The following is a 26,835-nucleotide window of genomic DNA, read 5'->3' as shown; positions in this document are numbered from 1 at the left end:
CAGATAACCGCGAAAAGGGCCCCTTTCGGAGCCCTGAATTTGCTATCGATTATTGTGTTTTAATGAAACGGTAGTGCTTGGTTTCTGAACAGATATCGCTTGAGGTACACACTTGGTACTCCACATCCACTGTGCCGTTGTGACGGAACTTGTCGACGTATGAGTTGAAGTCTGTAGCACCAACATTCTTGCCATTACGCTTAATCACGAAGTAGTCATTGGTGTCGTAATCCCATGCCAGCTTAACGCGAGCCTTACCGTTCGGGTTTTTGTTACCAAACTTCAGTTTTAGCGGGAAGCCTTCTGCTGAGTCACCTTCAATCGTGATCGACTTGCTTGTCGATGTTGCAACGCCTGCATCGTCAGTCACGGTTAGAGTCACCACGTAGTCGCCAGCTTCAGCGTAGGTATAACGAGTCACTTCACCGGTTTGCGTGTTGCCATCGCCTAAGTTCCATTGGTAAGAAACGATCTGGCCATCGCTGTCCGAACTTGTGCTACGCAGCTCTACTTCTTTGCCTACGACCGTGTGTTCGAAAGAAGAAACTGGCGGTACGTTAGCATTGCCTGATTCGTACGATGCTTTCAGGTTTGCACCTGCGTAATCTGAGTAACCCAGAATGTTCACCGTGTAGCGACCAGCTGTTGGGTTTTCAATTACACATACTTCATCGGTTACGCTTTCACTCTTACAGATATTCTCTTGAGAGCTTGGCGCATAATCTAGACCGACATACATATCCGGATCACCAGTAGAGACAGCAAGATCAATCGTTAGCTTGTCTTGGCCTTCTGGTACTTCGATATCGAAGTAAGTTTTTGAGCCGGTTTCACCAGCAACCGCAGCTTCAACACCGTTTTCAAGGCGTTGATATTCCGGTTCTGGCGGCAGTGGTGGCTCTGCACATGGGGTAACACCCACCAGACCGAACGCAGAAACAACGTCATCGGCATTGTAGCCAAGGTCGTTTGCTGAGTTTTTCACGCCACAAGCACCCTGCCAGAAGTCACTATTTTCCGACCAGTAAATTTGGTTAGATAACACGAAAAGCTCGAATGCTTTTTTGGTATCCCAACCTTGCGTGGTTGCAAGATGGTAGAAGGCTTTGTTAAACACACCAGAGCTGTAGTGAACATTCAAGCCATCGTAGTACTCGGATGCATTATTGATTGAAGAACCATCGCGTGATGGATCGTCCATGTAACGCAGAGCCCCGTCGCCTTTAAATATATTACGGCCGACCATCCAGTCGTTGGTACCTTTCATGTAGTATTCTGCCGCTTCACCTGCCATATCAGAGAAAGCTTCGTTCATACCACCGGATTGGTTTGCGTAAACCAAACCTGAGTTTTGCTCAGTGAAACCGTGGCTCACTTCGTGCGCTGACACATCTAGACTTACAAGTGGGTAGAAGAAGCTTTCACCATCTCCGAATGTCATTGCCTTGCCATCCCAGAATGCGTTCTCGTAGTTGTTACCGTAGTGAACACGCATCATGAGTTTGAAAGAGAGCGGCGCTGTGTCGAACCAGTTCTTATACATATCGAACACGATGTTACCGAAGTAGTGCGCATCGTTGAGTGGAGAGAAGGCTCCGTTGACTTCTTTATGTTCGTTACGAGGACATTCGTAGCTATAAGTGGTGTCGCCGTCTGTCGCGCCATTTAGGTCAACGGTAACGACATTTTCCGATTCCATCACACACTCTGTGCCGTTTTCTACCACATCAAGGTAGTGGTAGTCGGTACCGTACTCGTACATGCCTGTTTTCTCGTTACCACCAGGGCCTGTACCGATCTGTGCGTGAGCAATACCTTCCCAACGGTCGATAACTTCGCCGGTGTGTGCGTCTAGCATGGTGAATGGTCGAGTTGGCTGTTCGCTGCCTTCGACAAGATAAGAGACAACGTAGACTAGGCGTGTTTTGTCATGTCCTTGTTTTCCTGAACCTTGATAAATAAACAGTTCATGCTGGACGTTATCTAAAGATTTGCTTGTTAAGCCCTGAACCTTGAGATCTTTACTCGCAAGCTCAACGGCTTGAGAGCTGTTGATCGATGGTTTAACAAACGATCGCTCTAGGGTCGTCGTTTTAAGGTAGTTGCCTTGAACAGACTTAAGTGCGCCACCTTGTACACTTTGGGTGGCATTTAGGTAATGTCCCCATACTGGCGTTCCCCAGATGTTCTGTTGGATCTTAACTTTGTAGATGCCACGCTTTTTGAGGTTAACTTCCTTTACCATCTTAAAGCTAGAGGCGTTACTGACGCCTAACTGAGTGTTCAACCCAGAAAAGCTAGTAAAGTTGATCGGTTGATCGATGCTAACTGATTCACTTGCATGTACTGATAAAGATATCGCACTCGCTATAGCAACGGCAACTAAACGTTTTTTCATTTTCATTGTTATTTTCTCTTTCCATGTAAAATCCATGAAAACTTAACAAAATTATCACAACGAATTTACATCATTCGATCCGATTAATTAGTAGCATGGCAATGATCTCTTTTATTCATGAAACTTATATTTTTCGTATTTACAGATAGTTATCGTTTCTGTTTATTTTTGAACGCACTCATAGGTTTTATTTATAAAATTATGACACTTTTATTAAGTGTTAATTTCTATTGGAAATTAAGATTCTTAAGTAAATTGATCTGTGCCTCAGTTAAGGTGTTCCGAGCTGATAGAAGGATCAACGATTTGAAAGTGTCATTTTAACCTGAAGGCTGTTAAGCGATTTTAAGGGCAGTTTTGATAAGAATTTGAAGATTTTTAGGCTTATTTTTCGAATTGTTAGTTACAAGAGGGAAGGGGGATTGGGCACTTCTTTGGCACAGAGCACAAAATCTGCTGGATGAAAAAAGCCAGCGACGGGTCACTGGCTTAGATTAACTTAGTTTGTACAGGCTACTGATTAAAGGTACGTAACGAAGACACTTAACTATGGTTTGTAACTAAAGCTAATTACTGCTTTTTACCGCCAACTTGAACGTAGTCGATACCGATAATACGGTTGATGATACCCAGAACAGAGCTCGTATCAGAGTTTGTTGAGCGAATCGTATCAACAGTTGCACCTTCAGGCACTAATTCCATTGCGCGGTCTTGAGTATTACCTGGAACTTGGAAACCGACAATGTTAAAGCTCTCAGCGTGCGCTGTGTAAACTTCATCGTTGTGGCTAATACCTGAACAACCTGCAAGAGAGACAATACCCAAAATAACTAATAACTTTTTCATGAACACACCTTAAGAATGATTGGAGTTTAGATTCAATAGGTTCATGGGAGACAGTATCTCCCGACCGATGTTGAACATTATTCCAGAGGTGTTTCGTAGTTACTGTATGGGTTTGTCAGTCGAACCATTACATAGCTGAATGGTTATGGTGAATACCGCACCCTTTAAGGTTTGGCTTTGACCTACCTCCACGGTTGCGTTGTGTTGAGCGCAGATCTTCTCGACGATAGACAATCCTAAACCATGGCCACTCTTGGCTTTGTTACGTGCTTTATCGCCTACGTAAAACGGTTCAAACAAACGAGCCTGATGCTCTTGAGTCACACCATCACCATCATCATGTACTGCAATTTTCAGTTGTTCTTGATGCGTGCTGGCTTCAATTAACACTTGAGATCGTGCGAATTTCATGGCGTTGCGTACGAGGTTATCTAGGGCGCGGTTCAGCAGTATCTCATCCGCAAGAATCTCGTATGGTTGCTCTGGCAGTGATAGGTTGATGTTGAGCTCTGTATCTTTGTTCCAACGCGTCATTGCGTGGCCAAGAAAGTCATTTATCTCGACAGGCTGCTGCAAATTTTCGAGGTCGCAGCTATCCAGCTTGGCGTAACACAATAGCTCGTCGACCATCTTCTCCATCTCTTCCGTATCTTCCACAATGCTTTCTACAGTCTCTTGCTGAGATTCGTTGAGCGGTGTGTCTTTAAGCATTTCAGCTTGCCATTGGATCCGGAATATCGGCGTGCGCAGTTCATGAGCGACCGCATTGGTGAGTGAACGATTGCTCTCAATTAACCGGTGAATGCGGTCGGCCATTAGGTTGAAAGACTTATTGAGTGAGCCGATTGCAATGCCGCTTGAGGTCTCGGCTCGCGAGGAGAGATCCCCTTCAGCAAAGGCTAGCGTCGCCGATTCAAGCTTCTTAACTCGGCGGAAGATGATAAATAGGTGGCATACGCCATACAGGATAAAGCTTGCTAAAAAGAACAACCAAATGAGGTCATCTTCCAATTCTATTTTTTGCCTAACGAACGCTTCACTGTTGGGTAGGTAATGATAGGTATTGTCACTGCTTGCTAAGCGAAACCAAAGATCACGCTCATCATCGTGGAAGATAAAGGTATTTGGGTTGGTCGAGAAGAACTCTGAAACAGGGCTTGGTATTTCATCTTTTGGATTGAACGTAATCAGTTTATTTCGAGTGGTTTCGACAAACTGGTTCATGGCTTGTTGAGCCGCTTCAAGCCCCTGATTTTTTGCGATGTTCTCTATGAGTTGCTGGTGGGCTGTGGCTTCATAATCTTGCAGAACATATTCGTAGTCAGTATTGAGCTGATAGACACAGATTTCGTAAGCGACAATACCGCTCATGAAGCAAACTAACAGCCCTATTAAGGACTCCAAAAAGATACGTCGCATAATCGTTCTCTTTCATTACGCTCGTAGTGAGCGAAGTTAATGCCAGGCGGTTGAAACAAACAAGTAGCCCTTACCGCGAATGGTCTGAATTTTCTCTGCTGGTGTGTGGTCGTCGCCCAAAATCTTCCTTAGACGTACAACCTTGTTATCAATAGTTCGATCAATGCCATCATACTCAATACCGCGCAATGTTTGCGTCAAGTAGTCACGCGATAGCGGTGTGTCAGGGTTACTCGCCAATAGCCAAAGTAGGTCAAACTCGCTGTCAGTGAGTGATAAAACCGCACCTGAAAGCTCACACTTCTTATAAGTGTTTTTCAGAACGAGTTGATCAAACTGAAGGGTGTCTGAGTCATCGACTGAAGCGGTACTGGTGTCTTGGCGGCGTAACAGCGAACGAACCCTTGCCAGCAGAACTCTTGGTTTGATTGGCTTAGTGACATAGTCATCAGCCCCTGTCTCTAAACCAGCAACGTGGTCGAAATCATCATCGCTAGCGGTGAGCATCAAGATTTTACCTTTATAGTGCGTACGCGTCTGTCGGCAGATTGTAAGTCCATCAGTTACAGGAAGCATCAAATCCAGCAGTACGATATCAGGCTGTGCGGCAAGAATGGTTTGCACGGCGTCACTGCCATCATCTAGTGTGGAGACTTCAAAGTCCTGCGTAACAAAGTAATCCTTTAGCATTCGCTGAAGTTTCAAATCGTCTTCTACGATGATCATTTTAGGTTTTGTCATTCCATTATCAGCCTTATCGTGCGTTTCATTTATCGAGATTACGTGAGGGAGTCTTTTTGAGTAGCTAGTAATTGTGGTACACCCAATTTACAGGCCTTACGTAAAATACCTAATGCGAATGATTAAACACTTTATAAGTTAGTTCAATGATGAATTGGCATTTATAGGAAAATAAAAAACATTGTTCAAATAGGTTCGACATTCTCATACATTCTCACGACAGATAAATTCAGCGCTAAATAATAGAATTTTCCAATCAAACATTTTGGGAATGACGCATGAATAACTATAGAAAAACGTTACTGGCACTGCCCTTGATTATTTTAGCTGGGTGTAATTCAAGCTCCAACTCGGGTAAATCGGCAGGTAACGCGGCGACTAAAGCACAAGTGAAACCTAAGGCGGATTACGTATTTTCGTCAGTGAAATTAGGCAAGTTGTATCAAGAACGAGAAGAGCTTCAAGAGTCAATGAAACTGACCTATGACGGTGTCCAGTATGACCAAATTCAATTTGCTGAAGATATTAGTGATAAGCAAAAAGTAGTAAGGCTTGCGAGCCGTTTAGGTCAAAGTGTTGATCTGTATTTTCCTGATGCAGGGTTTGATAGCTGCGGTATCTACACAGAGAGCAAGGGTTTGGACGTGTTTGATTGCGGCGCCCCGCTCCGCTCTGTTTCTAATGAGACCACGTTAATCCAAACAACAGCGAACAGTGCAAAAGCAGTTGAGCTTGAGTACCAAAATGAGTTGTCGCAATACGTGACGAGCTTGGGTTCGACGATTCTGAGTAACACCAAAAATGGTAATAAGGTCACCATCACCACTTCATTTGCTTTCAATGCCTTTTACCGCGATGTGCTCAACGAGACTGGGGCTGTTGATCGTATTACTTCCACTCTAGGCGCATCAACTTATTCTCAGCTTTTTGATATCGTGAAATTGTATCAAGGCAGTGAGATGACGTTGAAGTTTACCAACCATATTGGTGGAAGTGCCGACGACGATATCAATATGTACACCGGTCGCATGATCCACAATAACAAGATGACGACGATCGTAACGCCTACGGGTTCGGTGTTCTCTGGCGGCACGGACCTGTTTGCTGCAGGTAATCCACGAGTTTTGCAACGCGCTGATACCACCAAAGCTATTGAGCTGAATAAACAGGTGGGTGTGCACAGTTGGGCTGAGGGTGATAAAACGGCTAAAGAATTCCCATACACCAACGAAAGTCATCGCCAACAAGCGACCTATTTCAAAAAGGTGATGGGAGACAAAGGAATCGATTTTTATATCTTCACTTTAGATTCTGCTCCGGCTTCTGGTGAACACTGGGTGACAAAGGCCGACTCAGATAAATACGGCTTCATTACACGTATTGAGTAGCTTTGACTCGCATTAAAAATTAGGTGTGTATGTTGAAAGGTTGGTTGTGCTTTGTCATCACCAGCCTTTTTTGTTCTGGAATTGAAGGCGGTACCGCTTGTAATGCTCATGAATTCAACGAGAAAACATGGATGTGAGTAAAAACCGCATTTATTCGCTAAGTAACAACTAATTTCTGCAGATTTGGTTTTTAGAAAGCACAATCACAGCACTTTTTTGACGATAGTATTTATTATCCGCAACCTTACTGGCCAATAGGTTTCTATAATCTAACGATGTAAGGAGCATGTGAATGACTAATAAGGACGATCATTTATGCAGTTACTGGCAGGCACTCTGACACACTACGCTAATCCCCAAGCACGCCGTGAATTGGAATACTCAAGTGAGCAGCGTGACATTTTAAGTGTCGCGAACTCTCAACAGGCTATTAAAGATATTTCTCAATGGCCAGGTTACTCTGTGACTCCTTTGCATGAACTGAATGCTATCTCTGCTGAGATCGGCGTAAACAAGTTTTGGTACAAAGATGAATCGCAGCGTTTTGGCTTAAAGAGTTTTAAAGCTCTGGGCGGCGCTTATGCGGTGGCTCGTCAGCTTCAGATTGAAATCGCTAATCGCTATGGGAAGAATCCGACCATCAGTGAGCTGCTCAACGGTGAATGGAAATCAGAAGTTGCTGAGATCGTTGTGAGTTGTGCAACTGACGGAAACCATGGCCGTTCAGTGGCATGGGGCGCTCAGATGTTTGGTTGTGGTTGTGTGATTTATATTCACCGCGATGTGTCTGAAGGGCGCAAACAAGCGATGGAAGCGTTCGGTGCAGAAGTAGTTCGCATTACAGGTAATTACGATGAATCGGTTCGTTTGGCTGATTCTGAAGCCAAAGCGAAAAACCGCGTGATTGTGTCGGACACCTCTTATGAAGGTTACATGGAAATCCCGAAGGATGTGGCACTTGGCTACACAGTGATGTTGGCTGAAATTGTCGAGCAATTGGATGGTGAAATCCCAACACATGTCTTCGTACAAGGCGGTGTAGGTGGTTTGGCATCAGCCGTCTGTGGTTACTTCTGGGATTTGTGGGGCGCTGAGCGTCCACGTTTTGTAATCGTAGAACCTGAGCAGGCCAACTGTTTGCAGAAGAGTGCTCAAGCGGGCAAGCCCGTTGTAGTTACCGGCGATCTAGAGACACTGATGGCTGGGCTTGCCTGTGGTGAGGTTTCGAGCTTGGCATGGACGATTCTCCAAAATGGCGCCGATGATTTCATGACGCTGAGTGAAGAGGCGATCCCACAAGCGATGCGCATGTTGGCAAGTGGCGAGCAGACGGAAGCGGCGATAGAAGGGGGCGAATCTGCCGTTCCAGGGTTTGCCGCAGCGATCATCGCTAAGCAAGAGCCGAATTTCGCTGAAAAACTGGATTTAACTCAAGACAGCCGAGTGCTAGTCATTGGTACTGAAGGGGCAACTGACCCGGATCTCTACCAACAAATCATCGACAACAAAATCTAATAACGAAAAGCTCATAGTTAGCAGTTAGCAGTTAGCAGTTGGCAATTAATAGCTAATCGCGAACAACGAATAATAAAGTAAGCCCCAAAGTTGGCGGTATGTAAGGTTTCTTCATACCGTCTTTTTTTCTCTCTTTTTGACTTCATCTCATGACATGTCTTGCTTTCTAATCGCGCTGCTCATCAATCGGAATAGCCAGCCCGACTTTGACGTTATCCATCACCACATTGGTTTGAAAGCTTTTGATATTGGCATTGTCGAAGAAGGCCTCACGAGTAAAATTATCGTACCCCTCCATATCTGCAGCCGTGACGATTAAGATAAAATCAGAGCTGCCTGTGACGTAATAGCATTGCTGCACAGAACGGTTCGAACTCATCTCTTTTTTGAAGTTATGCATCAAATCCACACGTTCACGTTCAAGTGTTACCTGAACGATAAACGTCATTCCGTGACCGACCGCTTTTGGGTTAATCACCGAGACATCAGCCTGAATTACCCCTTGTGCTCTCATGCGTTTTAAACGGCGCTGAACGGCAGCAGGAGAGAGCCCGACCTTCTCTGCAATCTTGTCTGATGTTGCTCTATTTGAGTCTTGTACGATGTTGAGGATCTTCTTGTCGAAACTGTCGACCACCAATGCAGGCTGTTGTGTCATACCCATACTTCCCAGTGTCAATTTGTAAATTATTTGTTTCTTTTTTTCCAGTGTGTGATCGAGTTAAAGGTATTTGGCTCCAACAATTAATCACAGAGGATTGAGAACAAAAAATCACTATAACGCAATAAAAATGCGGAATTCCCGCACAATAAGGTATTCGTTTAATGATAATCCTTAAAGTTGTCGGTGCATTATTAACCTTGTGAACGAAATGTAAAGTTCAAAATCACAGAGTTTGAAGTTTATATGATACATGTTGTTAACATTTGTTAAGTGTTGATATTGGCAGCTCAAGGAGTCGGAAAGTATGAAATCTGCAACCGCTACTTTACAGTTTGAATTAGAAAAATTGGCACCAGCAGGACGCGTCGGTGTGATTGCGTTAGCGACAGATTTCAATATTGAGCGTGATTTAAACACGTTGTTTCCAGACGATGTACAGTCGTTCACCAGCCGAGTTCGAAACTATAATCCTTTGACGATAGAGAACCTGCGAAAGATGGAGCCAGGAATCGCTGCTTGCGCTGATACCATCCTTCCGGGTACCGAATTGGATGTGGTGATTTACGCTTGTACTTCCGGCACCGTAGCGATTGGCAGCGAACGAATTACCCAGCTTATTCATCAATCTTGCCCAAATGCAGCAGTAACCAACCCGGTGACCGCGGCCTTAGCAGCTTTCGAAAGCTTCAAAGTTAAGTGTATCTCAGTGTTAACACCCTATACCGAAGCTGTGAATCAAGACGTCGCAGCATTTTTTGAGTCGCAAGGCATTGAGGTATTGAGCATTGCTGGCTTTGGCTTTGAAGATGACACCGCGATGACGTTCATTGACCCAATGGACATTAAAAATGCCGCACTACAAGTTTGCGATCCTGAAGCGGATCTTCTTTTTATCTCTTGCACGGCACTGCGTGCAGCATCGGTGATTGAATCCATTGAAGTGGAATTAGATAAGCCCGTTGTTAGCAGCAATCAGGTATTGGCTTGGCATTCGCTTCAGTTGATGAACTACCCCATACCCATAAAAGGTTTCGGTGCACTGCTAGAGCACCATCTTGAGCCAACCTCAGATAATCACCGAAGGTCGCAGTCGTTGTAACAACCTTCGATTAAAGCTGCTCGTTTCGTGTTTACATTCAGCAGTCAAGCTAACTCTACATTTTACGTTAATACAAAGAATGACACTTTGGGACTACTACTATGCCTTCTACTTTCTCGATCAAACCAGACCAACTGTCTTCGCAGCTTATTCAAAGCATGACGGAGTGGCGTCAACATTTACACTGTTTCCCTGAGTGTGGCTTTGACGTGAATCTGACCTCCGATTTCATCGCCGATAAGTTACATAGCTTTGGTATCGAAGTGGTGCGTAACATCGGTAAAACAGGATTAGTTGGGATACTTCGTTCAGGATCGAGTGAAGCGAGCATTGGTCTGAGAGCTGATATGGATGCGCTACATATTCACGAACAAAATAACTTCGCACACTGCTCACAACACGATGGAAAAATGCACGCTTGTGGGCACGATGGACACTCTGCAATGTTGCTTGGCGCAGCAAGCTATTTAGCCGAAAACTTATTGTCAGGGAACTCAACCTTCGATGGCACGGTGTATTTCATTTTTCAACCTGATGAAGAGCACGGTTGCGGCGCGCAAGCGATGATAGACGATGGCTTATTTGAGCGATTCTCGATTGATGAAGTGTATGGCGTTCATAACTTCCCCGGTTTAGCGGAAGGTGAGTTGATGGTTCGCCCCGGATCATTAATGGCCAGTGAAAGTAGCTTTGAGATCACCATCAATGGTGTGGGTGGGCATGCTGCTCTGCCGCATCAAGGTGTTGATCCTTTAGTCGTCGGTTCGCAAGTCATTCTTGGTCTGCAAACCATAGTATCTCGCAACCTTAGTGCGATCCACGACACGGCTGTAGTCTCTGCGACCGAGTTTATTACCGATGGCACGGTTAACGTTATCCCGACCCAAGTCACCATTAAAGGTGACTGCCGCTGCTTCACTGAGTCTTCTCTCGATCGAATCAAACAAAGTATGGAGAGGATTGTGGCTGGCATTTGTCAGGCTGCGGGCGCTACTTACGATTTCGAGTTCATCAATACCTTCTACCCAACCATCAATAGTGAGCAACAAACCCAATATTCGGTTGCCGCCGCGCAGAAAGTGCTTGGCGTAGAGAACGTTAATGACGCCTGCGACCCGCTGACTATTTCGGAAGATTTCTCAAGCATGCTTCGTGTTAAACCGGGCTGTTATGTGCTGTTGGGTAATGGTACGGAATCGGTCGGTGGCTGCGCATTGCACAACCCTGAATATGACTTTAATGACGGCATCTTAAAGCTCGGTGCGAGTTACTGGGTTCAGTTGGTGAACGACCGTTTAACAAGATCAATTTAGAAACACTTATTTAGAAACAATGAATTAAAAGCAGCTCAATTAGAAGTAACAACTCAATTAGAAGCGATAAGTAGAGACACGGATTCAGCAGTGACGCATTTGGCACTGCAAGATGGCAGACTTTAAACGGAGTTTATTGTCGACACAGCCAAAACTGAAGCGCGTGAAGTGACCAAGGTCATCAACGTGTAATTAGGATAATAAAAGGAAAGACAGGATGAAACGATTAGGCGTAGCACTGCTAAGTTTGAGCATGGTTTTTGGCGTTCATGCCGAAACATGGAAGTTTGCTTCAGAAGAGGACAAAACAGACGTTCAAGACATCTATGCGCAAAAATTTGCGGAAGTGATTAAGAAGGAATCTGATGGCGACATCCGTGTCCGCATCTATTACTACGGTCAACTAGGGACAGAAAACGACATCGTAGAATTGGCTGCTAAAGGCACGATTCAATTCGTATCTGTAGGAGCGGGTCACTTAGGATCTTATGTTCCTGAAGTTCAGGCAGTGAGCTTGCCTTATGTACTGGGTACCAATGAAGAAATCACCCATAAGGTGTTAACGGAAAGCCCAACCATCTACAACAAATTGGCACCGAAGTTTGAGAGTGTAAACCTCAAGCTATTGTCGATGATGTCTGAAGGCGAAATGGTTTGGGGCGGTAATAAACCTATCCGTACTCCTGAAGATTTTGCGAACCAGAAAATCCGTACTTTCACTTCAACCATTCCTGTTGAAACCTACAAAGCGTTTGGTGCAACACCTACCCCTCTTTCTTGGGGTGAAGTGTACGGTTCACTGCAACTAAAGACCATTGATAGCATGGTTAACCCTATCTACTTCATCTACAACGCAAAGTGGCATGAGGTTCAAGACTACTTAATGTTCCCAGGTCAGCAACCTTATGTGAGTACCGTTTCGACCAACAGTAAGTGGTACAACGCTTTGTCTGAAGAGAAGCAAGCAATGGTCGACAAAGCAATCAAAGCGGCAGATCAAGCGGCTTACGACTATCAGATCCGCATCAACAAAGAGAACATGGACAAGATCTTGAAAGAGCGTCCAAACATGCAAGTGGTTGTGTTGACGGATGAAGAGCGTGAGCGCTTTAAAACGCTAAGCCAGAAGCTGCACACGACATACTACGACGTAGTGGCGAATGCTTACCCGGCGGGTCAGAAAAGCGAAGCTCGTGAGGGTGCGAAAACCATTCTCGAAGAGATCCTAGGTGAAGTGAAGGCTGCTTCAGCAACGCAATAGAAAGCGTTAGTAAGGATGATAGTTATCCGTTGATATGTGTCAGCGGATAGCTTATCCCAACCTTCTCCAAATAGTGGCAATGGACTCGTGTCACTGAACGAAGTATGGAGCACTGCCTGTTATGAAAGAACTGCTACATAAAATAAGTGTCGCGACAGAAAAGCTAGAGCGCTTTTTGATCATGACTGCCATTCTCGCGATGATGATCAACTCTACGGCCAATGCGATTGGTCGTTACGGCTTCAATAAAAGCCTATTTTTTTCGGAAGAGCTCAATCAGTTTCTGATTGTCTCTGTTACCTTCGTCGGCTTCGCTTATGCGGTGCGCCAAGGTCGAAATATTCGTATGACAGCGGTCTACGATTCATTGAGCACGAAAGCTCAGAAAATTCTCACAACCATCATTGCGTTATTAACAGCAATGCTGATGTTTTATCTCACCTACCATGCGTTCTTTTACGTTAAAGAGCTGAAAGATATCAACCGGTTAAGTCCAGCCTTACAGTTCCCTGTGTATTGGGTGTACGCGATCATTCCGATCGGATTTTTTATCGCGGGATTGCAATACAGCATGAGTTTCTTGATGAACTTACTGCATAAAGAGATTTACGTGTCATTTGACGTGATTGAAAATAGAAATACAAAAGTAGGTGAGTTCGAATGAGCGATGTTGCACAGTTTTTCTCGGACATTATTGCCGGCGAATTAGATATTTATGTCATCACATTTACTCTTGTCTCTGTGATGGTGATTTTGCTGTTTTTGAGCTTCCCTATGATTGTGCCATTAGCGGTTGGGGCGTTGATTGGCTTGATTCATTTCTCTCAGGTTGAGCCGGGAGTGCTGATTCAGCAGATGGTGACAGGTATTTCGCCGAACGCTCTAATCGCGGTGCCGATGTTCATCTTGGCTGCGGATATTATGACGCGTGGGCACACGGCCTATAATTTACTTGGCCTGATTCAAGCTTTTGTTGGACACCTGCGTGGCGGGTTACCGATTACTACGTGTATCAGCTGTACCTTGTTTGGTTCAGTTTCCGGTTCGACCCAAGCGACCGTGGTGTCGGTTGGGCAAATCATGCGTCCTAAGTTGCTGCAAGCAGGGTACAAAGATAGTTTTGTGATGGCGTTGATCATCAATGCCAGTGACATCGCGTTTCTTATTCCGCCGAGTATCGGCTTGATTCTTTACGGCACCTTAGCCAACGCCAGTGTAGGGGAGTTGTTTATTGCTGGTATTGGTCCGGGCTTAGTGCTCGCTAGCCTGTTCTCGTTATACAGCTATGCCTACAGCGTGAAACACAGCGACACCATCTCTTTGGTTGAAAAAGCCAACACTGCCGAGCGTATTGAAGCGATCAAGAAAGCGATCCTTCCTCTTGGTTTCCCTGCTTTGATTATCGGTGGTATTTACTCTGGCGTGGTCACGCCTACCGAAGCGGCTTCATTCGCAGTGCTGTATGCGATCATCGTTGAGTGCATTTTCTATCGCAAACTTGGCGTAAAAGACATCTGCGATGCGGCGTTAAATACCGGCTTGATTACCGCGGTTGTCTTTGTGCTTGTGGGTGTCGGTCAGGCGTTCTCTTGGTATATCTCGTTTGAACAAATTCCTCAGGAGTTGCTAGCTCCTCTTAATCTAGAGGACGCCTCACCTGAATACATTCTGTTTGTCATCGCACTGACTTTCTTTGTCGGCTGTATGTTTGTGGATTCGTTAGTGGTCTTGCTGATCTTGACGCCGATTTTCATGCCGATTGTTAATGCCGCAGGTATCGATCCAATCTTGGTCGGTGTGATGGTAACGCTGCAAATGGCGATTGGGTCGGCAACACCTCCATTTGGCTGTGACATCTTTACAGCCATAGCGATTTTCGAGCGACCTTACATGGAAGTGATCCGTGGGGCATTACCGTTTTTCCTTATTTTGATATTGATGTCTGCTTTGCTGATTTTCTTTCCAAGTATCGCTCTGCTACCAAGAGATGTTTTATTCAATTAATTCTAGGGTTACCTTTCTTCAATCAAGGATAGAAATATGAGTATATTGCCGTTAACACCTCCGCAGAGAGGGGTTGAATCAGCAGAGCTAGAGCAACGTACTGTCGAGTTACAACAACGTCTACGTGCTCAAAACATCGATGCTGCATTTTTTACGACCGAACCTGAATTTCGCTATTTCAGTGGCTTCAAATCGCAGTTCTGGGAAAGCCCAACTCGACCTTGGTTTTTGGTGGTGCCTGCGGTTGGTAAGCCCATAGCGCTAGTGCCAGAGATTGGTGTCGCTGGTTTCGACGATACATGGATTGACGACGTGCGCAGTTGGCCGTCACCAAGACCAGAAGACGACGGTATCTCTTTGTTAGCTTCTTCGCTATCTGAGGTCTCCAAGGGTTCTCGTAGAATCGGTTCGATGATTGGCCCTGAAACACATTTGCGTATGCCAGCCACTAATTATGCATTGTTACAGCAGAAGTTGAGCCAACACTGTGTGGTTGATGTGTCATTGATGGTTCGAGACTTGCGTAGTGTTAAGTCTCAAGCTGAGATCGATAAAGTACGCTTTGCTTGTCAAGTGACGGCGGCGGGCTTTGAATATCTTCGTCACCGTTTAGCGATAGGCATGACAGAACGACAGGCGTGTAAAGCGATGCATTTAGAGATGTTACGTTTGGGTGCCGATGCGTGTCCTTATCTTATTTCCGCGTCCGGCCAAGGTGGGTATGACAACATCATTATGGGACCAACCGACCGTGTACTCAGTGAAGGTGACGTGTTGATCATCGATACGGGGGCTAACTTTGATGGCTACTTTAGCGACTTTGACCGTAATTATGCCTTTGGTCACGCAGCACCTGACACCATTGCGGCTTACGATGCCGTTTATCAATCGACAGAAGCGGGGCTCGCGATTGCTGAGCCGGGACGCACCACTGGAGACGTGTGGCAAGCCATGTGGTCGGTACTCGAAAAGAACGGCGCGCTTGGCAACGATGTGGGTCGTATGGGGCATGGATTAGGCATGCAGCTAACAGAGTGGCCATCACATGTACCAAATGGTGACGTGATATTAAAACCCGGCATGGTGTTAACGTTAGAGCCCGGTATGGCATTTGCGAAGAACCGCATGATGGTGCACGAGGAGAACATCGTTATTACCGAATCTGGTTGTGAAATGTTGCACCAAAGAGCCTGGCAGTCTATGCCGATTATCGGCGAATAAACCACAGTTAGTTACTTTGTTAACCCTTCTATTCATCCCAAATTAAGACCGCTATTTGAATAGCGGTTTTTACATTCAACTTTATTCTCAAAATGAGAATTTTCAACTAGATAATCATAACCTTCTGTTAAATATAGTTTTATTTTTCGGCACTATACTTGCTCCATTCCTCTATACACGTTTAAGGCTAGTGAAAGAGGGAACAGAATGAGAAATTGGAATTCAGTCATATTGCCGAGTTGCTTGGTGCCATGTGTCGCGATGGCGTTGACAACCGCAGACCTTACATTTGAATCAGGCTCGGATGCTTCTAACTATTCTGCAAAAGGTAAACCCAATAATACTTATTCGATCGCGGGGTCACTTCCTCAAGATGTTTTAACTAACGTCTATTCGATGTTGCCAGAAGGCACTACCGTGAACAGTGCCTTTATTGCACCTGAGCGTTATTCGAGTATTGATATTGATGATGAGTTGGACGGTGCAGAGTACGCCACAGCCACAATCACTTTCCTGAACGAAGGGGCGGGTTACCGCAACACCCTTGGCTACTTCGTTTTTGATACTGATAACCCTCCAGCAACTAAAGACGATATCAACGCACATGTCGTGGTGTTTCCTAATACGTCGGTTGCTGATGTTGGGGAAATGCAAGAAGGGGACTCTATTGATCTCAGTGTCCAACTTACGGCAGGTCAAACATTAGCCTTTTTTATCATCTCGAATGGTTGGGGCTGGGAAGGCTCTTATAACAACATCCCGTGGCTTGGTGGCTGGGGCACACCTTTCTACAGCTATCCATCACTTAACCCTGAGGCGTCAGCTGAAAATAGAAGACACAATGTTGCCTTTCTAGATACAGAGAATGAGTTTTTGGTACTTGGCTTTGAGGATATTTATCGTCCAACTGGAGACAACGACTTTAATGATCTGATTTTCACGGTCGAAGTGACGCCATTTACCGCCGTTGATGGGGTTAATGAAGATGGCACGACAGATTCCAAATATGAAGTGCTTGTTCAAGAGAATAATGAAGATGTGACCGTAACAACGGTTTACCCGAGCTCGAACAGCTACGCAACGATCGCATTCGAAGATAATTGGCCATTGAAAGGTGACTACGACTTCAATGACGTGGTGTGGCGCTACAAAGTGACAGAGCAGCTTAATGGTCAACGAGAACTCAAGAACTTGACCGTAGATTACACCCTTCAAGCAATGGGAGCGGGCTACTCAAATGGTTATGCTGTGAAGCTACCTAACGTTTTACCTGCTAACGTAGCGTCGACAACATTAACTCGTAACGGTGTTGCCGTCGGTCATACGATTTTGCAAGCAGGTGATAGTGAAACGATATTGATGGTCTCTGAGGATTTGAGAGTAGACCTAGAGAATCTTGGTGAACTATCGGAAAGCTGTGTTTTCTACCGAACCCAAAGTGCATGTTCTGGGGTACAAAACGCTGACGTGCTTAACTACCAACTGTACGTGGAATTTACTACAGCAGTATCACGTGATGACATAGGGTACCCACCTTATGACTCATTTATCTTTGGGGCTGATGGTACTTATCATGGTGACTTCGTCGCGACCCCTCCGGGTATGACGTGGCAAACTCACTTAAAAGAGTTTACAGGTACCAGTGATATGAATAACGCCTTGTTCAATAGTCATGATGACAGCTCTTCAGGCTCTGAGTCGTTCAAAACCAGTAATAATATGCCGTGGGTCATCAACATTCGAGACGAATGGGATCATCCTGTAGAACTGGTTGATATCAGTGATGCGTATACGTCATTCCCTACATGGGTAACCAGCAGCGGTGAGACCGATGGTGAATGGTACAAAGCATCGACCACGAACAAAGTTATATCAGCGACGGATGAGTAGGAGAGCACCATGAATAAGATAAGCAAATTAATTACCATGACATCCTTCTCACTCATAATAAGTGCTTGTGGCGGTGGAGGAGGTGGCGGTGGTAACACCAGTGCATCACCTGCGCAGACTCCAGCTGCGACACCAACACCGACGCCCGCTCAATTGCCTGCGTTAGTAATCCAGCCAGCAGCGATCAGTACGTCTGATATCGTGGCGCCTGTCGGTTTCTCATTTGATATTGGGGAGAAGATCAGCTTGTCGATGGATTACACGGGAACGACTTCGGGAGCGCTGCACTTGTATTCCGAGTCGGCATTTGTGATGAGTAACGGTGATGTTGTCGCTGACCCTTTATCGAGAATCACCACGGTGTACCCAACTCAAATCGATGTTGTGGAATTAGAAGTGAATGGGAACTGGGAGCAAATTTACGCTCGTTGGGTGCCGATGAGCAGCAGTGAGAAAGAGCAAAGTTGGGTGATTTCACTGGATCAGTCGAGCAATAGTTACCACTTAGCTTTTTAGTTGAACTAACCACGCTTTATTACCTCGATATTGGTGATAAAAAAATGAGAGCACCTAACTTGATAAAGGTGCTCTCGTCGTATCTGATTTTCATTCTTGCTCTCGATCAATTACGCCATCGCTTCTCCCTTCTTAACCACAAATAACGATGCCTATTCTTTGCATATCACCCATTTCGGCTCAGAAGATAAGTGGTTAAGTTTTGTTCTTATTGAGTAAAAACATTTGACCATTAACTATCACACCTCAAATCTTTAATTCTTTTCGTTAGTGCTCTAAATGATATTTAATTTATTGTTTTATAATGATTTTTGTGATTTTGAACGCTGTATTGTTACGAGTTTGTTTTAAATAATCATTTGAACCCTAACTAAATTTCTGTCATTTTATATTTAACTGAACGTTCAATAAAAAATAAAAGGACTAAGAAATGCCGAAGGTTGGGATGCCTGACATACGTAAACCACAGCTTGTTCAAGCGACCATGACGGTGATTGATCGAGTCGGTTTGCATGCCGCGAGTATTGCGTTGATCAGCAAAGAAGCGGGAGTCTCTACCGGCATCATTAATCACTATTTTGGTGGTAAGCACGGCCTGCTCGAAGAGACCATGCGTGAAATCCTTCGCCAACTCTCCAACACCATCACGACTTCACTAAAAGCGCTTCCTGTTGATGCTCACCAACAGAGAATTAACGCAATCATCGATGGTAACTTCGAAGGTTACCAAGCAGAAAATAAGGTCGCGAAGGCGTGGTTGGCATTTTGGTCATATTCAATGCATGACGAGCAGCTGAAAAGACTGCAGCGTGTGAATGAAAAACGTTTGATTTCACACTTACGTCTTGAGTTGAAAGGTATTTTGAATCATGAACAAGCGGATCTCGTTGCTCACGGGATTGCGTCTCTGATTGATGGTTTGTGGCTGAGAGGCACACTAAACCCAGATGGTATCGATGCTCAAAAGGCGCGAGCTATCATCAATGATTATCTAGATAAACAACTTACGTTCTACTCGTGTCACAGCAAATAGATCGCAGTGGTAGCGTTAGACCTTGAGCTAGACCTAGAGCAAGAGCTAGAACGACCACTATTTACACCTAATACTCACATATAGACCAGTAGAGTCTAATAACAATAATTAAGTCAGAATCTCAAATGGAAATGAACTCGTTATACATCGATGGCGCAGCGGTTAAAGCAACCTCTGGTGAAACCTTTGATAGCATTAACCCTGCAAACGGTGAACCTATCGCGACGTTAGGCCAAGCATCTTCCGCGGATGTCGACAGCGCTATTGAATCTGCGAAGCGCGGATTTGCGGTATGGTCAGCAATGACCGCTGTGGAACGCAGCCGTATTCTTTTGAAGGCTGTGGAAATACTTAGAGCTCGAAATGATGACCTTGCAAACCTTGAGGTTGTTGATACGGGCAAGCCGCTGCAAGAAGCAATTGAAGTGGATGTGGCGTCTGGCGCTGATGTTATTGAATACTTTGCTGGCTTGGCTCCCATGCTACAAGGCGACCAACAGCCGCTGAGCGAATCTCAATTTTTCTACACACGCCGTGAACCGCTGGGCATCTGTGCTGGCATTGGCGCATGGAACTACCCAATTCAAATCGCGATGTGGAAATCAGCTCCGGCATTGGCCGCGGGTAACGCGATGATTTTCAAACCTTCAGAAGAAACGCCGCTAACGGCGCTCAAGCTTGCAGAAATCTTTACTGAAGCTGGTCTTCCTGATGGCGTGTTTAACGTGGTTCAGGGCGATTACCGTGTTGGTCAAATGCTAACGGCGCACCCAGACGTCGCGAAAGTGTCGTTCACGGGCGAAACCGGTACCGGTAAAGCGGTAATGGCAGATAGCGCTAAGACGCTGAAATCAGTCACCATGGAACTTGGCGGCAAGTCACCAATGATCGTGTTTGATGATGCGAAATTGGATGATGCGGTTTCCGCTTCGATGGTTGCTAACTTCTACACCCAAGGCGAAGTGTGCACCAACGGTACTCGTGTTTATGTACACGAAAACATCTACAACGCATTCATCGATCAACTTAAAACACGCACTGAGAAGCTGATCATTGGTAACCCAATGGACATGGAGACTCAGATCGGCGCGTTGATTTCTAAAGAACACCTGTCAAAAGTCCTTGAAGCAATTGAGCTAGCTAAGCAGTCGGGTGCAACCCTGTTGACGGGCGGCTATCAAGTGACAGACAACGGTCTCGAAAACGGCAACTTTGTTATTCCAACGGTGTTTGTGGATTGCGAAGACAACATGCCTCATGTTCAACAAGAGATCTTCGGTCCTGTAATGTCAGTGTTGAAGTTTACGGATGAAGACGATGTGATTCGCCGCGCCAACGACACCAAATACGGCCTTGCGGCTGGTGTGTTCACGCAAAACCTTTCTCGTGCGCACCGTGTTATTCATCAAATGCAGGCAGGTATTTGTTGGGTGAACACGTGGGGCGACTCACCGGCAGAAATGCCTGTTGGTGGTTACAAGCTTTCGGGGATTGGCCGTGAAAATGGACCAGAAACCCTACTTCATTATACGCAGACTAAGAGCATTCTTATTGAACTTGGCGACTACGCCAGCCCTTATGCCTAAAGCGTAACACTCAATTTTATGGGTTAGCTTAACAGAGCTAGCCCTACTGACTCATCTCAGGGAAATCAAAACATGGAACAACGCTACGATTATATTATCGTCGGCGCGGGTTCGGCCGGCTGTGTGTTAGCGGATAGGCTAACGGAAAGCGGTGAACATAGCGTTTTATTACTGGAAGCTGGTGGCACGGATAAGAGCATTTTTATCCAGATGCCAACCGCGCTTTCTTACCCAATGAATACTGAAAAGTACGCTTGGCAATTTGAAACAGAGAAAGAACCGGGTCTTGATGGACGTGAACTGCACTGCCCACGTGGCAAAGTGTTAGGCGGCAGCTCATCGATCAACGGGATGGTTTATGTTCGTGGCCACGCGTGTGATTTTGACCAATGGGAAGAAGAGGGCGCAGCGGGTTGGAACTACCAAGCATGCTTACCTTACTTCCGCCGTGCTGAATCATGGAACAAAGGCGGTGATGAATACCGTGGTGACAATGGCCCTGTCGGCACTTGTAACGGTAACGATATGGAGCTCAACCCGCTTTACCAAGCGTTCATCGATGCAGGTAAAGATGCCGGTTACCCAGAAACAAACGATTACAACGGCTACCAGCAAGAAGGATTCGGCACTATGCATATGACGGTAGACAAGGGTGTTAGAGCCTCTACCTCTAACGCTTATCTACGCCGTGCATTGAAGCGTTCAAACCTAACCTTGAAGAAGGGCATCGTGGCGCGTCGTTTCTTACTTGAAGCACAAGACTCAAATGGTCAATCGGGCTTGAAAGCGGTTGGTGTTGAGTTTGAAAAGTCAGGCAATACCCAAGTTGCGGTAGCGAACAAAGAGGTGATCTCTTCTGCGGGTTCTATTGGTTCTGTTCAACTGCTTCAGCTTTCTGGTATCGGCCCGAAAGCCGTGCTTGAAAAGGCGGGTGTTGAGCTGAAACACGAACTCAGTGGCGTCGGTGAAAACCTTCAAGATCACTTAGAAGTGTACTTCCAATATCACTGTAACGAACCCATCACGCTCAACAGCAAGCTTGGCTTGGTAAGCAAGGGCATGATTGGTGCCGAGTGGATTCTGACTCGTAAGGGCCTTGGTGCCACTAACCACTTTGAATCGTGCGCGTTCATTCGCTCTCGTAAAGGATTGAAGTGGCCAAATATTCAATATCACTTCCTACCAGCTGCGATGCGTTATGACGGCCAAGCGGCCTTTGATGGCCACGGCTTCCAAGTACACGTTGGACCTAACAAGCCAGAGAGTCGCGGTACGGTTGCGATCACCTCTGCTGATCCGCATGCCAAGCCAGAGATCATTTTCAACTACATCTCAACCGAACAAGACCGCCAAGATTGGCGCGATTGTATTCGCTTAACCCGTGAGATTTTGTCGCAACCTGCGATGGATGTTTACCGTGGTGAAGAGATTCAGCCGGGTCTAAGCATTACCTCCGATGAAGCAATCGATGAATGGGTTAAGCAGAATGTTGAAAGTGCTTATCACCCTTCTTGTGGCTGCAAAATGGGCGCTGATAACGACCCAATGGCGGTGCTTGATGAAGAGTGTCGTGTTCGCGGCATTGATAATCTGCGTGTTGTTGATTCGTCTGTATTCCCAACTATTCCAAACGGAAACTTGAACGCGCCAACCATCATGGTGGCTGAGCGTGCCTCGGATTTGATTCTGGGCAAGCCCGTTCTAAAAGAGCAAAACGTTCCGGTATGGATAGCACCGGAATGGGAAGAGACACAAAGAATCAATAAGCCAGTACGAGAAGCGTAAGCGTCTGTTATTGGGTAAAAAATAGCAAAAGTAGTAAAGAATAAAAACAACAAGTAACAAGCAAAGAATAACAAAACTAATTAGTCAAAAGTCAGAAGAACTGCTCTCTATCGGCGTTGATATCGAGCAGCAAAAGGAAAGATAAAAAGGAACCATTATGACGACTCTAAATATTCAGAACGTGACGACAAAAACGTTAACAGCACTAGCCATCAGCTCATTTGCATTTGGTGCTAACGCTTCAGTAGAACCACAGCAATGTGAAAACGTTCGCTTCGCTGATGTAGGCTGGACTGACATTACCGCAACAACCGCCATTACTTCTGAACTATTAAAAGGCCTTGGTTACAAAACCAAAACCGACCTACTTTCAGTACCGGTGACTTACTCTTCAATGGCAAACGGCGACATTGATGTATTCCTAGGGAACTGGATGCCAACCATGGAAGGCGATATTGCTAAATACCGTGAAGCGGGCACCGTTGAAACTGTTCGCGCCAACCTTGAAGGTGCGAAATACACGCTAGCTGTACCTAAGTACGTGTACGACGCCGGTGTTAAAAGTTTCGCAGACCTAGCAAAACATGCCGACAAATTTAAAGACCGCATCTACGGCATCGAGCCTGGTAACGATGGTAACCGTCTAATCCAATCGATGATCGACTCTGACGCATTCGGTCTAAAAGATTTCAGCCTAGTTGAATCAAGCGAAGCCGGCATGGTGTCGCAAGTATCACGCGCAGCACGCCGTAGCCAATGGATTGTTTACCTTGGTTGGGCTCCGCACCCGATGAACAGCAATGTTGAAATGGAATATCTTTCAGGCGGTGACGACTTCTTCGGCCCTAACTACGGTGGCGCGAATGTTTACACCAACGTTCGTTCAAACTACCTGTCTGAGTGTGCAAACGTCGGTCAACTTCTACAAAACCTAGAATTCACTCTAGAGATGGAAAACCAGTTGATGGAAGAGATTCTGAACCAAAAAGTGAAGCCAGAAAAAGCGGCTCAACAATGGTTGAACAATAACCCTCAACAAGTTGAAGCTTGGTTAGACAACGTAAAAACGCATAAAGGTGAATCAGCGACTCAAGCGGTTACTGAATACCTAAAACAAGTTAAAGCTTAGTTCTACCTATCTCAACAGCTACATAAATAATAAAGGTGGGCTTACCAATTTATCGATTGGTTTGAAGTAGCCCGCCCATAATAAAAGGCAATATTGTGAATTTTATTACGGAAAACAAAATCCCTGTCGGACAATGGATGGAAGCGGGTGTTGATTGGCTAACAATCAATGCAGCAGGATTCTTTGACGCTATTTCGATTTTTCTAGAAACCGTCATTATGTTTTTAGTCGATGTATTTAAGTGGATGCCGCCTGCTCTGCCAATCGTGATTACCGCTGCGATTGCATGGTACTTACACCGTAAACTCTCGCTGGTGATCTTTGTGGTCGCGGCACTGCTGACTATTCTTAACCTCGGCTACTGGCAAGAAATGCTGGAAACCTTTGTTCTCGTCTTTGCGGCGACAACGATTTCCGTATTAATTGGCGTACCGGTTGGCATCATGGCTGCTCACCGTCCTTGGCTCTATACGATGTTGCGCCCAATTCTCGATTTAATGCAGACCGTTCCGACGTTTGTGTATTTGATTCCAACTCTTGTTCTATTTGGCTTGGGCATCGTGCCTGGCTTAATCTCGACCATTATTTTCGCGATAGCTGCTCCGATTCGTTTGACCTACTTAGGGGTAACGAAAGTCCCTGAAGAGCTGATTGAAGCGGGTAAAGCCTTTGGTGCAAGTCGCATGAAGTTACTGCTCAAAGTTGAATTACCTGCCGCTCTGCCAAGCATCATGGCCGGTGTCACCCAATGTATTATGTTGTCGCTTTCGATGGTGGTTATCGCCGCTCTTGTTGGCGCTGACGGACTTGGTAAACCTGTTGTTCGTGCATTGAACACAGTGAACATCTCACAAGGTTTTGAAGCCGGATTAGCGATTGTTTTAGTCGCAATCATCCTTGACCGCTTGTGCAAAACACCAAACCAGAAGGAAGCTTAATCATGTCTATCTCTCAGGAACAGAAGGCAATGGACGCGATTACCATCAAAAACCTTGATGTTGTGTTTGGTAACAAAGCCAATCAAGCGCTGGATCTACTCGATCAAGGTAAAACTCGCCAAGAGATCATTGATGAGACTGGCCAAGTTGTTGGCGTAGATAATGTGTCGCTGACGGTGGAAGAAGGCGAGATTTGTGTACTGATGGGTTTGTCTGGTTCTGGTAAATCATCTTTGCTTCGCGCAGTTAACGGCTTGAATGAGATCAGCCGTGGCTCATTGGCGATCAAAGATGGAGACAAGCTGGTTGATTTAGGTGAACAATGCGACGAAGCGACCTTGCGTCACCTTCGTACTCACCGCGTTTCTATGGTGTTCCAAAAGTTTGCTTTGATGCCATGGCTTAACGTATTAGACAACGTGGCATTTGGTCTTGAAATGCAGGGTGTCGCCAAAGATGTTCGTCGTGCTAAGGCGCGTGAACAATTAGAAATGGTCGGCCTAGCCGAATGGGAAACCAAATTCCCGCATGAGCTTTCTGGCGGCATGCAGCAACGTGTTGGTTTGGCACGTGCGTTTGCAATGGATACTGACATTCTATTGATGGATGAACCGTTCTCGGCGCTTGACCCATTGATTCGTGCTCAACTGCAGGATGAACTGATCACGTTGCAAAACAAACTAAACAAAACGATTCTGTTCGTGAGTCACGACCTAGATGAAGCACTGAAGATTGGTAACAACATTGCGATCATGGAGTCAGGCAAACTGATTCAACACGGTAAACCTGAAGAGATCGTTCTGACGCCGAAAACAGAATATGTGAAGGACTTCGTTGCTCACACCAATCCATTGAATGTGCTTAAAGGTCGTTCTTTGATGCAGCCTCTTGATTCGCTGACGCAAGAGAATGAAAGCTGGAAGATCTGCGATTCTAAAGACCTCTGGATTGAACAGAGTGAAGGTGCTTTATCGGTCAAAGGTGAATCTACTTTGGCGCTTGTCGAGTGGAGCGAGTCAGATGACTTAGCGGCGATCAGCGCGTCGAGTGTCGTGGTCACAAGCCCTGAAATTGGCATGCGTGATGCGATTAAGCTCAAGCAGATAAGTAACCATCCGATTTTGCTGGTTGAAGACAATCAATTGGTTGGGATCTTGGATAACAGCGAGTTCTACAACGCGCTGACAGGTAATTTTCAACTAAACAGTGCTGCTTAGTCTTTTGAACTAAAATAGTCAGATATCGAAACATTTAATAGGTAGTGGGGCCATCACAATCTCCCTACCTATTTGACGGCTCTGCTTTTTTATTTGTTAACGACTTCTGGCTTTTTGTTACCTTGTTAGCCGATATAAGAGCGAAAATCGTGACTCATTGAGCAAAAGTGTTGCCCTGCGCAAATTCAGAGGCATAGAAAAGATTGAGAATAGTATGAACATCAGTACAATGCGGAAAAATTAATGACGTAATTTATCAATTTACAGTGTAATTTGAGCGGTCCTGACTCCGATTTCATGAGAGTTCTTCGCTTCGATACTGTAAAACCACTCACAGTATATTAGTACAAAGGTCTGCATCTTGGACAAACATGACGAAATCCTGGTCGCTATTCGACAAATTATTCGCGCTATCGATTTACACTCGAAAAAGCTGAGTAAAGAGTATGGTTTGACTGGCCCTCAATTAATTCTAATGAGAGCAATCCAAGAAATGGGTAATGTGACGATCAAAGAATTGTCGAATCAGACCAATGTAAGCCAAGCCACAACCACGACGATCATCGATCGCCTAGAGTTGAATGGTTACGTACAACGTATCCGTAGTGTTGCAGACCGTCGTAAAGTGCATGCGAACTTGACGGAAAAAGGCCAAGAGCTGCTAAACAATGCGCCACCGCCGCTGCAAGATAACTTCGTTAAAAAATTCCAAAACCTAGAACCGTGGGAGCAGAGCCTACTGCTTTCCTCGATGCAACGCGTATCATCAATGATGAACGCAGAAGACATCGACGCAGCCCCAGTTCTACAGCTTGAAGGCATTGCAAACGTAGCCAAGAGCTAACGTCATTTTTAAATTGTTCATTTAAAAC

At 45.5% G+C, this 26,835-nt stretch carries 22 protein-coding genes; 17 read left to right on the top strand and 5 right to left on the bottom strand.

Annotated features, from left to right (window positions below):
* Positions 1-49: 49 nt before the first annotated feature.
* The 4 genes from CWO08_RS02205 to CWO08_RS02190 all read right to left on the bottom strand — a co-directional run bounded on the left by CWO08_RS02205 (position 50) and on the right by CWO08_RS02190 (position 5,404).
* Positions 50-2,404 carry a M4 family metallopeptidase gene (locus CWO08_RS02205; protein ID WP_108019720.1) on the bottom strand — a complete coding sequence of 785 codons (2,355 nt, stop codon included), beginning with the start codon at positions 2,402-2,404 and terminating at the stop codon, positions 50-52.
* Positions 2,405-2,968: 564 nt separating this feature from the next.
* Positions 2,969-3,244: a hypothetical protein gene (locus tag CWO08_RS02200; protein WP_048664464.1), complete on the bottom strand. Its 276-nt coding sequence runs from the start codon at positions 3,242-3,244 to the stop codon at positions 2,969-2,971.
* A 99-nt stretch (positions 3,245-3,343) separates the two neighbouring features.
* Positions 3,344-4,663 (bottom strand): cell wall metabolism sensor histidine kinase WalK, encoded by a 1,320-nt coding sequence (locus tag CWO08_RS02195; protein WP_102432485.1) that lies wholly within the window; start codon positions 4,661-4,663, stop codon positions 3,344-3,346.
* Between the two features lie 36 nt (positions 4,664-4,699).
* Positions 4,700-5,404 carry a response regulator transcription factor gene (locus CWO08_RS02190; protein ID WP_048664466.1) on the bottom strand — a complete coding sequence of 235 codons (705 nt, stop codon included), beginning with the start codon at positions 5,402-5,404 and terminating at the stop codon, positions 4,700-4,702.
* Positions 5,405-5,682: 278 nt separating this feature from the next.
* On the opposite strand from CWO08_RS02190, the gene CWO08_RS02185 reads away from it, so the two are divergent.
* Together CWO08_RS02185 and CWO08_RS02180 are read left to right on the top strand one after the other, a co-directional pair.
* On the top strand, positions 5,683-6,792 hold the full coding sequence (locus tag CWO08_RS02185; protein ID WP_102432483.1) for an alpha/beta hydrolase: 1,110 nt from the start codon (positions 5,683-5,685) through the stop codon (positions 6,790-6,792).
* 315 nt (positions 6,793-7,107) lie between these two features.
* Positions 7,108-8,307: a diaminopropionate ammonia-lyase gene (locus CWO08_RS02180; RefSeq protein WP_108019718.1), complete on the top strand. Its 1,200-nt coding sequence runs from the start codon at positions 7,108-7,110 to the stop codon at positions 8,305-8,307.
* 166 nt (positions 8,308-8,473) lie between these two features.
* Here CWO08_RS02180 and CWO08_RS02175 read toward each other — a convergent pair whose 3' ends face one another.
* Complete coding sequence (locus tag CWO08_RS02175; protein WP_102432486.1) at positions 8,474-8,965, bottom strand: Lrp/AsnC family transcriptional regulator; 492 nt, start codon at positions 8,963-8,965, stop codon at positions 8,474-8,476.
* Between the two features lie 310 nt (positions 8,966-9,275).
* On the opposite strand from CWO08_RS02175, the gene CWO08_RS02170 reads away from it, so the two are divergent.
* The 15 genes from CWO08_RS02170 (at position 9,276) to CWO08_RS02100 (ending at position 26,807) form a co-directional block, all read left to right on the top strand.
* The gene (locus tag CWO08_RS02170) at positions 9,276-10,070 is read left to right on the top strand and encodes an Asp/Glu racemase (RefSeq protein WP_060980762.1); all 795 of its coding nucleotides are present in this window, start codon (positions 9,276-9,278) and stop codon (positions 10,068-10,070) included.
* A gap of 101 nt (positions 10,071-10,171) precedes the next feature.
* Positions 10,172-11,383, top strand: a complete 1,212-nt coding sequence (locus CWO08_RS02165) for a M20 aminoacylase family protein (RefSeq protein ID WP_108019716.1) — start codon at positions 10,172-10,174, stop codon at positions 11,381-11,383.
* Between the two features lie 217 nt (positions 11,384-11,600).
* Entirely contained in the window at positions 11,601-12,644 is a 1,044-nt protein-coding gene (gene dctP, locus CWO08_RS02160) for a TRAP transporter substrate-binding protein DctP (protein ID WP_102432479.1), read from the top strand.
* 121 nt (positions 12,645-12,765) lie between these two features.
* Positions 12,766-13,308, top strand: a complete 543-nt coding sequence (locus CWO08_RS02155) for a TRAP transporter small permease (protein WP_108019714.1) — start codon at positions 12,766-12,768, stop codon at positions 13,306-13,308.
* Positions 13,305-14,648, top strand: a complete 1,344-nt coding sequence (locus tag CWO08_RS02150) for a TRAP transporter large permease (protein ID WP_102478417.1) — start codon at positions 13,305-13,307, stop codon at positions 14,646-14,648. The genes CWO08_RS02155 and CWO08_RS02150 overlap by 4 nt, the downstream gene beginning before the upstream one ends.
* Positions 14,649-14,684: 36 nt before the next feature.
* Entirely contained in the window at positions 14,685-15,869 is a 1,185-nt protein-coding gene (locus CWO08_RS02145; RefSeq protein WP_108019712.1) for a Xaa-Pro peptidase family protein, read from the top strand.
* Positions 15,870-16,076: 207 nt separating this feature from the next.
* Positions 16,077-17,759 carry an LruC domain-containing protein gene (locus CWO08_RS02140; RefSeq protein ID WP_108019710.1) on the top strand — a complete coding sequence of 561 codons (1,683 nt, stop codon included), beginning with the start codon at positions 16,077-16,079 and terminating at the stop codon, positions 17,757-17,759.
* A gap of 9 nt (positions 17,760-17,768) precedes the next feature.
* A complete protein-coding gene (locus CWO08_RS02135) occupies positions 17,769-18,275 on the top strand; it encodes a hypothetical protein (RefSeq protein ID WP_102432474.1) in 507 nt (168 codons plus the stop codon).
* Positions 18,276-18,705: 430 nt separating this feature from the next.
* Positions 18,706-19,308 (top strand): transcriptional regulator BetI, encoded by a 603-nt coding sequence (gene betI / locus CWO08_RS02130; RefSeq protein WP_004732441.1) that lies wholly within the window; start codon positions 18,706-18,708, stop codon positions 19,306-19,308.
* 125 nt (positions 19,309-19,433) lie between these two features.
* Positions 19,434-20,894 (top strand): betaine-aldehyde dehydrogenase, encoded by a 1,461-nt coding sequence (betB, locus tag CWO08_RS02125; RefSeq protein ID WP_108019708.1) that lies wholly within the window; start codon positions 19,434-19,436, stop codon positions 20,892-20,894.
* Positions 20,895-20,966: 72 nt separating this feature from the next.
* The gene (betA, locus tag CWO08_RS02120) at positions 20,967-22,679 is read left to right on the top strand and encodes a choline dehydrogenase (protein WP_102432471.1); all 1,713 of its coding nucleotides are present in this window, start codon (positions 20,967-20,969) and stop codon (positions 22,677-22,679) included.
* Positions 22,680-22,836: 157 nt separating this feature from the next.
* Positions 22,837-23,808: a choline ABC transporter substrate-binding protein gene (locus CWO08_RS02115; protein WP_108019706.1), complete on the top strand. Its 972-nt coding sequence runs from the start codon at positions 22,837-22,839 to the stop codon at positions 23,806-23,808.
* Positions 23,809-23,903: 95 nt separating this feature from the next.
* Positions 23,904-24,746, top strand: coding sequence for a choline ABC transporter permease subunit (choW, locus tag CWO08_RS02110; RefSeq protein ID WP_102432469.1), 843 nt, complete (start codon positions 23,904-23,906; stop codon positions 24,744-24,746).
* Positions 24,747-24,748: 2 nt separating this feature from the next.
* Positions 24,749-25,963 carry a choline ABC transporter ATP-binding protein gene (gene choV, locus CWO08_RS02105; protein WP_102432468.1) on the top strand — a complete coding sequence of 405 codons (1,215 nt, stop codon included), beginning with the start codon at positions 24,749-24,751 and terminating at the stop codon, positions 25,961-25,963.
* A gap of 361 nt (positions 25,964-26,324) precedes the next feature.
* Positions 26,325-26,807, top strand: a complete 483-nt coding sequence (locus CWO08_RS02100; protein WP_108019705.1) for a MarR family winged helix-turn-helix transcriptional regulator — start codon at positions 26,325-26,327, stop codon at positions 26,805-26,807.
* Positions 26,808-26,835 lie beyond the last annotated feature (28 nt).

The sequence above is a fragment of the Vibrio sp. 10N.286.48.B8 genome (assembly GCF_003050085.1).
Lineage (GTDB): Bacteria > Pseudomonadota > Gammaproteobacteria > Enterobacterales > Vibrionaceae > Vibrio > Vibrio crassostreae.
Note: the sequence above shows the minus strand (reverse complement) of the source record. Positions and strands in the feature narration are given on the sequence as shown.

Excerpts from the sequence above, each read along its gene's own strand:
- CWO08_RS02205 (WP_108019720.1), bottom strand. The coding sequence starts at position 2,404 with ATGAAAATGAAAAAACGTTTAGTTGCCGTTGCTATAGCGAGTGCGATA.
- CWO08_RS02200 (WP_048664464.1), bottom strand. The coding sequence starts at position 3,244 with ATGAAAAAGTTATTAGTTATTTTGGGTATTGTCTCTCTTGCAGGTTGT.
- CWO08_RS02195 (WP_102432485.1), bottom strand. The coding sequence starts at position 4,663 with ATGCGACGTATCTTTTTGGAGTCCTTAATAGGGCTGTTAGTTTGCTTC.
- CWO08_RS02190 (WP_048664466.1), bottom strand. The coding sequence starts at position 5,404 with ATGACAAAACCTAAAATGATCATCGTAGAAGACGATTTGAAACTTCAG.
- CWO08_RS02185 (WP_102432483.1), top strand. The coding sequence starts at position 5,683 with ATGAATAACTATAGAAAAACGTTACTGGCACTGCCCTTGATTATTTTA.
- CWO08_RS02180 (WP_108019718.1), top strand. The coding sequence starts at position 7,108 with ATGCAGTTACTGGCAGGCACTCTGACACACTACGCTAATCCCCAAGCA.
- CWO08_RS02175 (WP_102432486.1), bottom strand. The coding sequence starts at position 8,965 with ATGACACAACAGCCTGCATTGGTGGTCGACAGTTTCGACAAGAAGATC.
- CWO08_RS02170 (WP_060980762.1), top strand. The coding sequence starts at position 9,276 with ATGAAATCTGCAACCGCTACTTTACAGTTTGAATTAGAAAAATTGGCA.
- CWO08_RS02165 (WP_108019716.1), top strand. The coding sequence starts at position 10,172 with ATGCCTTCTACTTTCTCGATCAAACCAGACCAACTGTCTTCGCAGCTT.
- dctP (WP_102432479.1), top strand. The coding sequence starts at position 11,601 with ATGAAACGATTAGGCGTAGCACTGCTAAGTTTGAGCATGGTTTTTGGC.
- CWO08_RS02155 (WP_108019714.1), top strand. The coding sequence starts at position 12,766 with ATGAAAGAACTGCTACATAAAATAAGTGTCGCGACAGAAAAGCTAGAG.
- CWO08_RS02150 (WP_102478417.1), top strand. The coding sequence starts at position 13,305 with ATGAGCGATGTTGCACAGTTTTTCTCGGACATTATTGCCGGCGAATTA.
- CWO08_RS02145 (WP_108019712.1), top strand. The coding sequence starts at position 14,685 with ATGAGTATATTGCCGTTAACACCTCCGCAGAGAGGGGTTGAATCAGCA.
- CWO08_RS02140 (WP_108019710.1), top strand. The coding sequence starts at position 16,077 with ATGAGAAATTGGAATTCAGTCATATTGCCGAGTTGCTTGGTGCCATGT.
- CWO08_RS02135 (WP_102432474.1), top strand. The coding sequence starts at position 17,769 with ATGAATAAGATAAGCAAATTAATTACCATGACATCCTTCTCACTCATA.
- betI (WP_004732441.1), top strand. The coding sequence starts at position 18,706 with ATGCCGAAGGTTGGGATGCCTGACATACGTAAACCACAGCTTGTTCAA.
- betB (WP_108019708.1), top strand. The coding sequence starts at position 19,434 with ATGGAAATGAACTCGTTATACATCGATGGCGCAGCGGTTAAAGCAACC.
- betA (WP_102432471.1), top strand. The coding sequence starts at position 20,967 with ATGGAACAACGCTACGATTATATTATCGTCGGCGCGGGTTCGGCCGGC.
- CWO08_RS02115 (WP_108019706.1), top strand. The coding sequence starts at position 22,837 with ATGACGACTCTAAATATTCAGAACGTGACGACAAAAACGTTAACAGCA.
- choV (WP_102432468.1), top strand. The coding sequence starts at position 24,749 with ATGTCTATCTCTCAGGAACAGAAGGCAATGGACGCGATTACCATCAAA.